This window comes from Streptomyces sp. NPDC046870 (assembly GCF_040704595.1).
Lineage (GTDB): Bacteria > Actinomycetota > Actinomycetes > Streptomycetales > Streptomycetaceae > Streptomyces > Streptomyces argyrophylli.
In genome coordinates, this window is sequence record NZ_JBEYXM010000003.1 from 389,098 (window position 1) to 402,358 (window position 13,261).

7 protein-coding genes, 1 tRNA gene and 1 pseudogene are annotated in these 13,261 nt (G+C 68.0%); 5 read left to right on the plus strand and 4 right to left on the minus strand.

The genetic code is table 11. The features are described from left to right. Window positions 1-308: 308 nt before the first annotated feature. From AB0946_RS10315 to AB0946_RS10330, 4 genes and pseudogenes are all read left to right on the plus strand, one after another. Window positions 309-674, plus strand: a complete 366-nt coding sequence (locus AB0946_RS10315) for a hypothetical protein (protein WP_181792998.1) — start codon at window positions 309-311, stop codon at window positions 672-674. Continuing rightward, window positions 664-4,956, plus strand: a complete 4,293-nt coding sequence (locus AB0946_RS10320; RefSeq protein WP_366760138.1) for an RHS repeat-associated core domain-containing protein — start codon at window positions 664-666, stop codon at window positions 4,954-4,956. Before AB0946_RS10315 ends, AB0946_RS10320 begins: the two co-directional genes overlap by 11 nt. Then, window positions 4,953-5,417, plus strand: coding sequence for a hypothetical protein (locus tag AB0946_RS10325; RefSeq protein ID WP_366760139.1), 465 nt, complete (start codon window positions 4,953-4,955; stop codon window positions 5,415-5,417). Before AB0946_RS10320 ends, AB0946_RS10325 begins: the two co-directional genes overlap by 4 nt. Before the next feature lie 654 nt (window positions 5,418-6,071). Next, window positions 6,072-6,366, plus strand: a pseudogene (locus AB0946_RS10330) (site-specific integrase); the annotation flags it as partial. 1,616 nt (window positions 6,367-7,982) lie between these two features. Here AB0946_RS10330 and AB0946_RS10335 read toward each other — a convergent pair. The 3 genes from AB0946_RS10335 to AB0946_RS10345 all read right to left on the minus strand — a co-directional run bounded on the left by AB0946_RS10335 (window position 7,983) and on the right by AB0946_RS10345 (window position 10,003). Continuing rightward, a tRNA-Pro gene (locus AB0946_RS10335) sits at window positions 7,983-8,056 on the minus strand. Window positions 8,057-8,123: 67 nt separating this feature from the next. Further along, window positions 8,124-8,882, minus strand: coding sequence for a Pr6Pr family membrane protein (locus tag AB0946_RS10340; RefSeq protein WP_366760140.1), 759 nt, complete (start codon window positions 8,880-8,882; stop codon window positions 8,124-8,126). A 194-nt stretch (window positions 8,883-9,076) separates the two neighbouring features. Beyond that, the gene (locus AB0946_RS10345; RefSeq protein ID WP_366760141.1) at window positions 9,077-10,003 is read right to left on the minus strand and encodes a metallophosphoesterase; all 927 of its coding nucleotides are present in this window, start codon (window positions 10,001-10,003) and stop codon (window positions 9,077-9,079) included. A 93-nt stretch (window positions 10,004-10,096) separates the two neighbouring features. Between AB0946_RS10345 and AB0946_RS10350 the strand changes: the two genes are divergently transcribed. Next, window positions 10,097-10,564: a GatB/YqeY domain-containing protein gene (locus AB0946_RS10350; protein ID WP_366760142.1), complete on the plus strand. Its 468-nt coding sequence runs from the start codon at window positions 10,097-10,099 to the stop codon at window positions 10,562-10,564. Between the two features lie 92 nt (window positions 10,565-10,656). Here the strand turns inward: AB0946_RS10350 and AB0946_RS10355 are convergent, their stop codons facing one another. Beyond that, the gene (locus tag AB0946_RS10355) at window positions 10,657-13,002 is read right to left on the minus strand and encodes a transglycosylase domain-containing protein (RefSeq protein WP_366760143.1); all 2,346 of its coding nucleotides are present in this window, start codon (window positions 13,000-13,002) and stop codon (window positions 10,657-10,659) included. Window positions 13,003-13,261 lie beyond the last annotated feature (259 nt).

Sequence of the window (13,261 nt, forward strand, 5' to 3'; positions counted from 1 at the left end):
ACGACCTCTTCGTCCCGAATGAGGTTCGGTTGGCGATCCTGCCAGCCGCGATGGCATCGTCGCAGGTCAGGTGGCTGGTCTCTGTTGGTGTCACGGGGCCTGGAAGGAGCTCGGAGAGCTGGCCGGCTCCCAGATGGCTCCCATGGCGTGCGTCCGAAGGGCTTTGCGCGCCTATGCGCCGCCTGTTCGCCCCGGGCTTCTGCGAACACTCGACGGGCACCACGACACACGCAAGGTCGACATGACACTTCCTTTACCCGTCTGTCCTATGGTCGGAGCCGCATCTGCGAACGGGGGAGGCGACAGTGATGGGCGACGGCAAGGTGCCTGGCAAGGTCCTGGACATCAAGACCGCTGACATCAAGGCGGCGGCACCGGCCTTCCACCAAGGGGCCATCGACCTGAGCAAGGCGCTGACCACACTGATCCAGACGTTGGACGGCCTCGGCGAGCCCTGGGGCCACGACGAGCAGGGCGACAAGTTCGGCAATGTCTACAAGCCGCAGCAGAAAAAGATCGAGAGCGCGGCGGGCATCCTGGTGCTCGGTCTGACGAGCATTCACGAGGCCATGGTGGATCTGTCGGACGGGCACGTGGACAACGACCAGCTCATCGCTGGCATGTTCACGGAAGTGAAGACCCCCCAGCAGAGCGACGGTGCCGGTGAGCGTTGAGGACAAAGCCCGCCACATCCTTCTCAAGTTGGGCCTGTGGTGGCCGGAAGCTGACTCCGGCAAGCTGCGGGACGCGGCGAAGGCGTGGCGTGCCTTCGCCGACTCGGTGGACGACGTCCGCGCTCCCGTGCACCGCAGCGCGTCGTCGATCATCCACAACAACACCGGTGAGTCGATCGAGGCGTTCGAGAAGTTCTGGGGCCGCTACGCCAAGGACCAGGACGGCGGCTGGCTGAGCGACCTCGCGAAGTCCTCGCGGGAGATGGCCAAGGCGCTGGAGAAGTTCGCCGACGCCATCGACGACGCGATCAACAAGCTGTGGACGCAGATCGGCATCGACGCGGCCGTGATCGCGGGCGGGATCACGCTGGCCTTCTTCACCGCGGGCCTGGCCTCCGGCGCCGCCGTCGCGGCCGCGGACGCGGTCATCGAGTTCGGCGCCACGATGGGCGTCGCCGTCACCACGACGGTGGCCGAGATCGCCGCGGGTACCCTCGTCGCCGCCGCGTTCGGCGGGGTCGAATCGGTCGCGGTCGACCTCGCAGTGGCCCAGCCGCTGAAGATGGCGACGGGTCTGCAGCACGGCTTCAGCCTGGACGAGGTCAACCAGTCCGCCAAGGACGGCATGATCTTCGGCGGCGCGCTGGGAGCGGGCGGCGGCCTGCTCAAGGCGAGCATGGAAGGCGGGCTCGCCGACACCACCCCGCTGCTGCTGCGCCCACCATCCCTCCGCCCCGACCTGGTAGAGCTGGGCCCAGCCGCCCGCAACACCGAGCGCACCCCCTGCGTGGGTGAGCCGATCGACGTGGCGACCGGTGCCATGCTGATGACACAGACGGACCTGACCCTGCCCGGCAGCCTCCCGCTGGAGTTCACCCGCACCCACCTCTCCTCCTACCGGGGAGGCATCTGCTTCGGCCCGACCTGGATCTCCACCCTGGACGAGTGCCTCCAGATCGACGGCGAGGGCGTCGTCTTCGCCGCGGCCGACGGCATGCGCCTGGTCTACCCGGTACCGGAACCCGGCGTCCCCACGATGCCGGCCAAGGGCCCGCGCTGGCCGCTGGAGTGGGACGGCAAACCGGACGGCGCGATGACGGTCACCGACCCCTCGACGGGCGTGACCCGCACCTTCGCCGCCCCCGTCCCCTCGCCGTCCTTCGGCGTCTTCCACCTTGCGCTGGACTCCTGGAGCGACCGCAACGGCAACCGCATCGACGTCGAACGCGACGACGACGGCATCCCCTTCGGCATCCGCCACTCCGGCGGCTACTACGTCGCCGTCGACACCCAGGGCCCGCGCGTCACCGCCCTGCGCCTCCTGGACGAGCCACCCTCCCGCTACCGCCCGTCCGCCAAGCCCGACGAGGGCACGGTCGTGATGCGTTACGGCTACGACACCGCCGGCAACCTCACCGAGATCGTCAACTCCAGCGGCGAACCCCTCCGCTTCGCCTACGACACCGAGGGCCGCGTCACCCGCTGGACCGACCGCAACGGCACCTGGTTCTCGTACGTCTACGACGACCGCGGCCGCGTGGTCCGTACCGAAGGCGTCGACGGCATCCTCTCCGGGACGCTGACGTACGACGACGCGGAACGCACCACGACGTACACCGACTCCCAGGGCCACACCTCGGTCCACCGGTACAACGCCGAGGGCTTGGTGGTGGAGGAGACAGACCCGCTCGGCCACGTCACCCGCACGGACTGGGACGAGTACGGCGCCCATCCGGTCGCGGTAACCGATCCGCTGGGCCACACCACCCGGTACACCTATGACGACGCCGGCCACCTCACCGGCGTGGCCCTCCCGGACGGCACACAAGCCCGGGCGCGATACAACGCGCTCGGCTTGCCGACCGAGGTGACCGAGCCGGGCGGCACGGTCTGGCGGCACACGTACGACGAGCGGGGCAACCGGCTGACGACGGTCGACCCGCTAGGCGCCGAGACACGGTACGCGTACGACGACGCGGGCCGCCCGACGGCGATCACCGACGCCCTCGGGCACACCCGCACGGTGCGCTGTGACGACGCCGGCCTGCCCTTCGCCCTGACGGACGCGCTAGGCCATACGACGACGGTCCGCCGCGACCTGTTCGGCCGGGTGATCGAGGTGACCGACCCGCTGGGCCACGTCACCCGCCTGGGCTGGTCCACGGATGACAAGCTGTCCTGGCGTGAACTGGCCGACGGGACGCGCGAGTCCTGGACCTGGGATGCCCAGGGCAACCTGCTCAGTCACACGGATCTCGCCGGGAACACGACCCACCACACGGTGGGCCACTTCGGCGTGCCGGCCACCCGCACGGATCCGGACGGGGCGCGGTACGCGTTCGTCTACGACACCGAGCTCCGTCTGACCGGAGTCACGAACCCGCAGGGCTTGACCTGGTCGTACACCTACGACGGCGCGGGCCGACCGACCGCGGAGACGGACTACAACGGCTGCACCCTCACCTATACGCGTGATGCTGCCGGTCGCACGGCCGCACGCACCAACGGCGCGGGGCAGACACTGCACTTCGTGCGGGACCCGTTCGGCCGGGTCGTGGAACAGCGCGCTGACCTCGGCGACGTCACGACCTTCGCATACGGTCCTGACGGCAACCTGTGCCGGGCTGCCAACGCGGATGCAGACGTCGTACTGGAGCGAGACTCGCTCGGCCGAGTGCTGTCGGAGACCGTGAACGGCCGGACGACCACCCATGTCCACGATGCCGTCGGTCGCCGTACCCGGCGGGTGACACCTTCAGGTCTGGTCTCCGAGTGGACGTACGACCCGGCGGGACGCCCGCTCACCCTGCGATCGTCCGCGGGCGCGCTGGACTTCGCACACGACGCTGCCGGCCGCGAGACACAGCGGGACCTCGGCAGGGAAGCGACACTGACCCAGACGTGGACCGCGACCGGGCTGCTGACCGCGCAGACCCTGACCGCCCTCGGTCCGGACCGTCTCCTCCAGCACCGAACGTACGCGCACCGAGCAGACGGCTACGTCACCGAGATCCGGGAGCTGACGTCAGGCACCCGCCGCTTCGACCTGGACGGGGTGGGCCGAGTCACCCGAACGCGTGCCCACGGCTGGAGCGATAAATACGAGTACGACATGGCGGGAAACGTGGTGCACGCCGCGTCGCCCGCCCATGAGGCAGTCGGTGAGCGCCGGTTCGACGGCACGCTCGTCCGCTCGGCCGGGCGCACCTCCTACGCACACGATGCCGCAGGTCGCCTCGTGTGCAGGACCCGGAAACTCCTGAACGGCCAGACCCGCACCTGGACCTACACATGGAACGCGGAGGACCGCCTCACGGAGGTGACGGACCCGGACGGAACCCGATGGCGTTACGTGTACGATCCGCTCGGTCGACGTGTCTCCAAGCACCGGGTGGCCGCCGACGGCTCCGTGGCCGATCGTACGGACTTCGTCTGGGACGACATGTGCCTGGCCGAGCAGACCGCGCCAGACGGTTGGGTCACCACCTGGGACCACGTGCCGAACAGCCACCGCCCGGTCGCCCAGACGAGCCGCAAGCCGACCGCGACCGCCGCCAACACGTCGGTCTTGGCGCAGCTGGCGGAAGAGTCGGATCCCGAGCACTGCGCTCATTTCCACACCGTCGTCACCGACTCCGTCGGTACGCCCACGGAACTGGTCTCCGCGACCGGAGAGCTTGTCTGGCAGCGCCGTACTGGTCTGTGGGGCACTCGATGCCCGGGTCCGGAGGAGGACGCGTCTCCGGTCGACTGCCCGTTGCGGTTCCCCGGGCAGTACGCCGATCCCGAGACCGGCCTGTATTACAACCTGCAGCGGTACTACGACCCCGAGACGGCGCGGTACATCAGCGCGGATCCGCTGGGCCTCCTCCCCGCCCCCAACCACCACGCTTACGTTCCGAACCCGCTCGGCTGGAGCGATCCCCTCGGCCTCGCTGGGAAGAAGGGGCCGAAGGGACCGTATGGGAACCCCCTCGACTTCGGTCAGGGGTACTCCGGGCGAGTGGACATCTGGGGAGAGGGCTCGAAGGGAACGGACTTCGAGATCCACGTGTACGACAAGGCCAACCGTGAGGTTGGGACGTTCCGCAGTGACGGCTGGTTCAACAAGCACAGCCTCAAGGCCGAGGAAGTCGACGTTCCGCCGGGTGTGGAGAATGCCATCAAGGGGCGAGCCATCGACACGATGCGCAGAATCGGGCGTATCGGACCCAAGGGGACCGAGGACATTTCCGGCGACAAATGGCGTCGCCCTCCTCTCTCACAGGAAGGTTGTCCATGAAATTCGTCAAGGCGGAATGGGATCCCGAGGTGCCCGGGTTCCGTCTGGATGCGCACGCCTACCTGGCAGAGCTGCCGCGTTTGCGTGCGGACCTGCCCCCCGGCGCCCGATCATTCGCCACCGACGCCGGGCACTATGACATCGCGGGCGCCATCCGCTGTGTGAAGGATCTGGAACTCGCCGGGATCCACCTGGCCACCGACAAGAGCGGCGGGCTGGTCCTCGACTTCGCACCCAACAAGTTCAAGCACGATTCCGGCCTGCGCATCAGCTACTCGGGCGTGACGCATTTCTCCATCGACTATGAGCACTCCATCGACTGGATGAGCGTCGACACCGTGCTCCTCGACGAGATCCTCCCCGGCGAGGACGGTGGTTGCCTGCACGAGATCGCGCTCACCGACGCGTCGATCACCGTCCGGTCCGCGGATCTCCAAGCAGTGTGGGAGGACGCCGGCTGAGGAGTGGCCGTTCGTCGGTGACGTTGATCCCGCGAGAGAGCCGACCCGACGACCCATGATCACTGTGCAGTTCACCGTACGGCCCGGCCAGGGCGAAGCCGGCGGTGTCGATCTGGGCGACATGGCCGTCACCGGGACTTCGGCACGGCCGACTCGGCCGGCCATGTCCCGATCAGGGGCATGATGATCTACCTGTCGGTCGTCCAGTTGCTGGACGGCCTGGGTGTCTTTCTGCGGGGCAACGCCCGCCTGCTGAGCTTCGCCGGTGCCGACACCTCCTTGGGTCTTGTCGTGCGACGGACCAAAGACGACCTGTCGGTCGCCGGTAAGAACGGCTTCGACGCACGGACGACGCCACCGGAGCTCGCCGCCGCCGTGCTGTGCGCGGCAGAGGGCCAGGGTCCCGCCCTCCCCCCCGGAAGACCCGGTCGCACCCGACTGGGAAGCTGCCCTTGCCGCATTCCGTCCCCTCGCCCCGAGTGGGAAGGGGCGACCTGTGGACCGAGGTGGGCACACGAGCGGAGATCGGCGGAGGCACACCTCTAACCACGCGAGGGCCGATGTCTGTCTGAGCGCCGGTGACCACTGCGGCTGCGGTATGGGTGGAAGACATCCCACCAGTCCTTTGCCCGACGCCCCCGGGCGGACACGGCCCTCGTCTTCTCCCCGGCTGTGGACAAGCCTCTCGATGCAGCCAACGTCCGCTGATCCTTCCGCCAGACACTTAAGGACATTGACGGGACCAATGCCGACGAGTGGACGCCTCGGGAACTGTGGCAGAGCTTCGTCTCGCTGTTCTCGGACGGAAGCGTCCCCCTGGAGGAGATGTCTCGGCTCGTCGGGCACTCCGGGACGGCTGTGGCCGAATGAGGTCTTCCGGAACCAGATCCGGCCCGTGATCCAGACGGGGGCGACCGCAATGAACGGGATAATCGAGGCGGGTAGGTGAATCGATTGTGGTCGGGGCCATGTTCTGCCCCGGCCATGATTTGTTGTTTATCTCCGGCCAGGGGCTACCGAGATGATGCCCTGTATCTCAGCAGAAAACCAGTCACCCCTGTCGCTACTGATAGAGTCGCGGGGAGAATGGCCCATAGGTTTTGGGAAACGGTAAGGATTACCCCCATAGCAGCGGTTGCTAGCACGCTGACTACTAATGCACCGCGGGTCCCGGGCGTTTCCTGCTGAATTCTCTGTACCTGGTTGGTCAGATATTCGTCGGTCACTCTTTCGGCTTCGGCGCTGGCGATGTAGTACGTACTCGCAGGAGTTAGGCTCTGCTGTACAGATTCTTCGTCGTATGAGTCTTCATTTCGACGCCCAGGAATCCGGAAGTCGGGGTCATCCGGATCATCGTCGGGCCGGACAGGGTCACGCCTACGAGCAGCGGCCATCGCCCCTACCTCCTTAGATCTCAGACCAAGCCAGCGGCCAGCGTGTCTGCATACAGCAGTACTTGTCGAACTTCACGCTGAGAAAAGTCCTTATCCCCAGAGTTCCACGTGTCATGACTTGCGTCAACGGCAAGCACCCCTAGCGCAGTTGAGTCAGCCACCACGCGTACCAGAACAAGTGCCTGGTCTGGGTCGGTGGGAGTGGGGCGACGCAAGGGACTTCTCGTGGCTGCTCGATGGAAGACACTTCCGCTGTTAACGACAGCCCGGAAGGCACTGTGCCCGTGATCTCCGGGAGATATTTTTTCCGCGGCTCCCAGAGGTCTTTCCGCTGTAAGGATGAAGTCTCCGGTGGAAGCATCCCAACGGTAGAAGGCCGCGTGCGCGCCCGAATGTATTTCCGATGCGGCGAAGACGATGGATTGATCTAATCGTCCTCGTGCAGCCGCAATCTCTGTAGGGCTTGCTCCCCCTGATAGGCCGCTGATTCTGGCAACATGTCGAACGCTTAGAGTGATGCCCGAGAGGAGTTGCTCTTGGCTGCGCCCAACCTCGCGAGTCAGTTCGAGTGTTCGTCTCTGCACCAACTCGGTCTTTCTGCTCTCATACCTAGCGTTCATGACGGGGATGGCAGTCGACAGGACGCCGATTGCAATGAGCCGCCATTTCCATGAGCCGTGGGCGTCTCCAGCAAGTGTGCCAGTGATGAATGCCCCGACGGCTCCAGCCGCTGATAGGCCGAAGAGCGTCCACTCTATGAATTTCTCCCGACCTGGAGTCACCCCACCCCCCGTGCGTTAACAGTGTGAATTGGCTACCAGGCGACAGCGATGGCCAGTTGAGCTTCGGCCTCTTGTGCCGAGCATCTACTTCAGCATGTCTTGCGGTGCCGCGTGGGCAGATCCGTCAACTCTGCTCTACCGGTCGGAGGCGTAGGGACCACACGGTACTGGTGCGTCGGGATGGATCGGGCGCGTGATGCGCTGAGGCTCGTGCAGTCGGGCGCTCGACGTTCCTCGGCGTCGAGGAGTGACGCTCGTGCTCATCGGATCCGGCGCAGGTCACAGGCCCAGTGACTGACCGCGCGGGCTTAGTCACGCAGATAGTGAGGCAAACAGGTCAGGGGCCCGACCCGCTAAGCGGATCAGGCCCCTGACCTGGTAGTACGGCGTCGGGGTGGCGGGATTTGAACCCACGACCTCTTCGTCCCGAACGAAGCGCGCTGCCAAGCTGCGCTACACCCCGGTGTCGCTGCTTCCCGCGGCGACGACGTTTACTTTAGCCCACCGGTGGCTGTAGACGAAATCCGGTTTCAGGCGGGGTGGCGGACCGGGGTGGGGCGGGCGTGGTCCAGGGCGACCAGGAGGACCGCCAGGGCGTAGATCGCGAGGCCGATGAGGAGGGCGTTGGCCAGGGTGCCGCGGTAGCCGTGGGCCGCGACGTCCAGGAAGGGGTAGAGGTACCGGGACGGGCCGGCCGGTGGCAGGAACGCGGGCCTCGTGAGGGAGAAGACCAGGTAGGCCAGGGGGTAGAGGAGCCAGGCCGCGGTCTGGCGCAGGTGCAGGCGGGCCGCGGGGGTCAGGAGGAGCCAGTCCAGCAGGGCCGCCACCGGGACCACGAGGTGGAGGACCTGGAGCGCTGCCCACTGGGCGTGCCAGCGCTCCGGGGGTGCCGTCGCCCCGGTCATGGAGAACGGGGGCGTCGTGTGGGCCAGCAGCAGGTGGTAGACCAGGGCCGAGGTCAGGACGTAGAGGAGCGTGGCGCCTGTCACGGCCGACGGGAGCGGGCGGCGGGCCCTCCAGGCCCTCGACGCGGACAGCAGCATCACCACGGTCAGCAGGATGCCGGTCTGGACGCTGAAGTAGCTCAGGATGTCGGCCGGGGAGCCCAGCAGCAGTTCCAGTGCGACGCCGCCGGCCGCCGCCACGGCGGTCACCAGGCGGAACACCGCGGCCCGGGGGCGGCGGACCGGGGCCACCACCGCCGTGGCCGGGACCGGGGCGGGCAGCAGCAGGGGCGGGGCCGGGACCGCGGGCAGGTCCGGGATCTCCCTGGGTATCGGGGCGGTCATGCCCTCACGCTAGGAGCGGGCCAGGGGGGCGGCCATGTGGACTCGGCCGTATGGGGGACGGAGGGGAAAGTACGGGTGAGAGCTGGGGAGAGTTGGTGCGGGCGCAGGCCCGCTCCCGCCGCCTGTCGCCCGGTCCCCCGGCCTTGTCCCTCCCTGTTACTCCTTGCTCCTCGCGCCCCTGGCCCGCTGACCCTTTACTCCTTGCCCACCAACGTCAGCAGCGTTGCCTCCGGTGGGCAGGCGAAGCGGACCGGGGTGTAGCGGCTGGTGCCGCAGCCCGCCGAGACGTGGAGGTAGGAGGTGAGGCCCTCCGCCGTGTGCGTGGAGAGGCCCTTCACACGGTCGGTGTCCAGGTCGCAGTTGGTGACCAGGGCGCCGTAGAAGGGGATGCACAGCTGGCCGCCGTGGGTGTGGCCGGCCAGGATCAGGGGGTAGGCGTCGGCCGTGAGCGCGTCCAGGACCCGCAGGTACGGCGCGTGGACCACGCCGAGCGAGAAGTCGTACGAGCCGGACGGGCCGCCGGCCACCTGGGCGTAGCGGTCGCGCTTGATGTGCGGGTCGTCCAGGCCCGTCAGCTCGATGGAGACGCCCTCGATCTTCAGGACGCCCCGCGTGTTCGTCAGGTTCAGCCAGCCGGCCTCGTCGAAGCTGTCCCGCAGGTCCTGCCACGGGTTGTGGATCGCGCCGACCACCGGCGGGTTCCCGTTCAGGCCGTGCCGGCCGCTCGTCTTCTCCAGCAGGTAGCGGGCGGGGTTGCGGGGCCTGGGGCCGTAGTAGTCGTTGGAGCCGAAGACGTACGCGCCCGGGAACTCCATCAGCGGACCCAGGGCGTCCAGGACCTCGGGGACGCCCTCGGGGTCCGACAGGTTGTCGCCCGTGTTGATCACGAAGTCGGGGCGCAGCCCGGCCAGCGACTGCAGCCAGCGCTGCTTCTTGCGCTGCCCGCTCACCATGTGGATGTCGGAGACCTGCAGCACGCGCAGCGGGCGCATGCCCGGGGGCAGGACGGGGACGGTGACCCGTCGGAGGCGGAAGGAACGGGCCTCGAAGCCCGCCGCATAGACCAGGCCGGCGGCGCCGGCCGCCACGATTCCCAGGGGGATTCCGTATCGCGCGCGCATGTGCCCATCGTGTCAGACGCGTTGGCCGTGGTGAGACCGGCCGCCCGGTAAATCGGCGGGCGTGCCGGGCGGTGCACCTGCGACAATCGGGCCATGACCACCACGCTCAAGTCGAAGCTGCACGACGACCTCAACGCCGCGATCAAGGCGCGCGACGAGCTCCGCTCCTCGACCCTCCGGCTGACGCTCGCCGCGATCACCAAGGAGGAGGTCGCGGGGAAGGAGAAGCGTGAGCTCTCCGACGACGAGGTGCTGAAGGTGATCACCCGCGAGGCCAAGAAGCGCCGTGAGGCCGCCGAGGCCTTCGCGCAGGGCGGCCGTGCGGAGCAGGCCGAGCGGGAGAAGGCGGAGGGCGAGGTGCTCGCCGGGTACCTGCCCAAGCAGCTGTCCGACGAGGAGCTGGACGCGATCGTCGCGCAGGCCGTGGAGGAGGCGAAGGCGGCCGGTGCCGAGGGGCCGCGTGCCATGGGCGCGGTCATGAAGATCGTGAACCCGAAGGTGGCCGGCCAGGCCGAGGGCGGCCGGGTCGCCGCGGCGGTGAAGAAGCTCCTTCAGGGCTGAGCGGCCGACTCGTACTCCAGGGCGGTACGGCGTACGACAGCGGGGCCGCACCCGGGTGACGGGTGCGGCCCCGCTGACGTGAGGTGACGGCGCTACCTTCGCCCGCCGCCGCCCCCGTGCCCGTGCCCGTTGTTCCCGCCGTTCACCTGGCCCTCGATGAAGTTGCCGGGGAGGGAGATGGTCGGGGTCGGGAACGTGCCGCCGAGGGTGCCGCCGGTCGCGTCACCCGTGGTGCCGTCCGTCGCTCCCCCGTCCGTCGGGCCGCCGATCAGGCCGCCGATCAGCCGTCCCGTCGTGTCCCTGTTGTTGTCGTCCTCCGTCCCCCCGTCGCCTTTTCCCGGATCATCACCCTCGTGGGTGTCGTCGGGGATGTCGACCAGGTGGAAGTCCTCGACGGGCTTGTCCTCCAGCGCGCCGCTCATCATGTCGCGCCAGATCGGGCCCGGGACCTCACCGCCGTAGACCTTGTCGTGCGGGACGCCGCCGATGGTGATGTTGGTCATCTTCCGCTTGTGCTGGGGGTCGCCGACCCAGACCGCGCCCGCCATGTTCGGGGTGTAGCCGACGAACCAGGCCGCGAAGCGCTCGTCCGTCGTACCGGTCTTGCCGGCGCTCGGCCGGCTGCCGAGACCGGCCTCCTGACCCGTGCCGTCCTCGACCACGCCCTTCAGGAGGGTGCTGACCGTGTCGGCGGTCTGCTCCGACATCGCCCGAGAGCAGGTCGACTTCGGCACCGGCAGGGACTTCCGCTCGCTGCCGACCTTCTTGGTGACCGACTCGATGGCGATCGGGGTGCAGTACATCCCGCGCGACGCGAAGGTGGCGTACGCGTTCGCCATCGTCAGCGGGGACATCTCCTGGGTGCCGAGGGCGATGGAGGGGGCCTGCTGGATCTTGCGGCCGTCCGCGCGCTGCACGCCCATCTTGCCGGCCATGTCGATGACCGGGCAGATGCCGATGTCGCTGATCAGCTGCACGTAGTAGGTGTTGACCGACTTGGCGGTCGCCTCCTTCATGGCGTACGGGCCGTGCTCGGACTCGTTCTCGTTGGTCAGCTTGGTGGGCTTGTTCGGGTCGTCGTGCCAGGTCTTGCCGTCGCACGCGGAGACCGGGCTCGGGTACGTCATCTCGTACGGCGACGAGTACTCCTGAGTCGGGGGCTTGCCGCCCTCGATGGCCGCCGCGGCGACGATCGGCTTGAACGTGGAGCCGGGCTGGTAGCCGGCGCCGCCGCCCATGCCCCCGTTGACGGACAGGTTGATCGTCGTCTCGTCGCTCTTGACGTTGACGCCGTACGGGCGGGACTGGCCCATGGCGAGGATCTTGCCGGTGCCGGGCTCGACGATGGTCGCGGCGGTCGCCACGGGGTCGCTCTTGTAGACGTGGTCCTTGATGGACGCCTGCGCGGACCGCTGGGCCTGCGGGTCGAGCGTCGTACGGATCGTCAGGCCGCCCCGGTTCCAGAGCTTGGCCCGGGTCTCCTTGGTCTTGCCGAAGACCGGGTCGGTGAGGACGACCTGGCGGACGTAGTCGCAGAAGAAGCCGGCGCCCTTCACGGCGGTGATGCAGCCGTTCTTGGGGCGGCTGGTGTGCAGGCCGAGCGGCTTCTCCTTGGCCTGGTCGGCCTCCTTCTGGGAGATGTCGCCCAGCTCCGCCATGCGCTGCAGGACGGTGTTGCGCCGCTTGGTGGCCTCCGCCTCGTCGTTCACCGGGTCGTAGCGGCTCGGGGACTGCACGATGCCGGCCAGCAGGGCCGACTCCTGGAGGTTGAGGTCCTTGGCGTGCTTGGAGAAGTAGCGCTGGGAGGCGGCCTCGACGCCGTAGGCCTGCTCGCCGAAGAAGGTGATGTTCAGGTAGTTCTCGAGGATCTTCTTCTTGCCGAGCTTGTCCTCGATCTGGATCGCGTACTTCAGCTCGCGGATCTTGCGGCCGAGGGTCTGCTGGGTGGCCTCGGCGACCTTCGTCGGGTCGTCGCCGGCCTCCTCGATGAAGTAGTTCTTCACCAGCTGCTGGGTGAGCGTGGAGGCGCCCTGGGCGACCCCGCCCTCCTGGGCGTTCTTGTTCAGGGCGCGCAGGACGCCCTTGAGGTCGACGGCTCCGTGCTGGTAGAAGCGCGAGTCCTCGATCGCGACGATCGCCTTCTGCATGTACGGCGAGATGTCCTTGAGGTCGACCACCGTACGGTCGCGGGAGTAGACGGTCGCGATCTGTTTGCCCTGGTTGTCCAGGATCGTCGTGCGCTGGCTCAGCTGGGGGCTCTTCAGATTGGCCGGGATCTCGTCGAAGCCCTGGACCGAGCCCTTGGCCGCGAGGCCGAGCGCGCCGGCAGCGGGCAGCGCGATGCCCGCCATCACGGCTCCGGCGAGCACACTGACACCGAGGAACTTGGCGGCCTGCTGCATGGGCGACAGACCGCCGCCCGGGCGCTTCTTTGGCATGGGGGCAGCCTAATCCGTACTGTTGAGCGTTCCTAAGGAGCGACCGCATCACGGCACGGCAAAGCGGGGGGCCGGCGTTCCCATTCGCCGGACACACGCCCAGGCCTTGGCCTAAGCTGCTCTCAACTGTCACAGCTGAGCGGTCACGTAGCTATACGTCCGGCGAACCCGAATCGTTCCGGACGTGGCCCGGACTTCCCGGGGACGGCTCGTTCCCTGAGGGGGACGAGACCGATTCCGCCTCGTGTGTCACCTGGCG

Coding starts and splice junctions, on each gene's coding strand:
- AB0946_RS10355 (WP_366760143.1), bottom strand. CDS start 13,002: ATGCCAAAGAAGCGCCCGGGCGGCGGTCTGTCGCCCATGCAGCAGGCC.
- AB0946_RS10325 (WP_366760139.1), top strand. CDS start 4,953: ATGAAATTCGTCAAGGCGGAATGGGATCCCGAGGTGCCCGGGTTCCGT.
- AB0946_RS10345 (WP_366760141.1), bottom strand. CDS start 10,003: ATGCGCGCGCGATACGGAATCCCCCTGGGAATCGTGGCGGCCGGCGCC.
- AB0946_RS10315 (WP_181792998.1), top strand. CDS start 309: ATGGGCGACGGCAAGGTGCCTGGCAAGGTCCTGGACATCAAGACCGCT.
- AB0946_RS10340 (WP_366760140.1), bottom strand. CDS start 8,882: ATGACCGCCCCGATACCCAGGGAGATCCCGGACCTGCCCGCGGTCCCG.
- AB0946_RS10350 (WP_366760142.1), top strand. CDS start 10,097: ATGACCACCACGCTCAAGTCGAAGCTGCACGACGACCTCAACGCCGCG.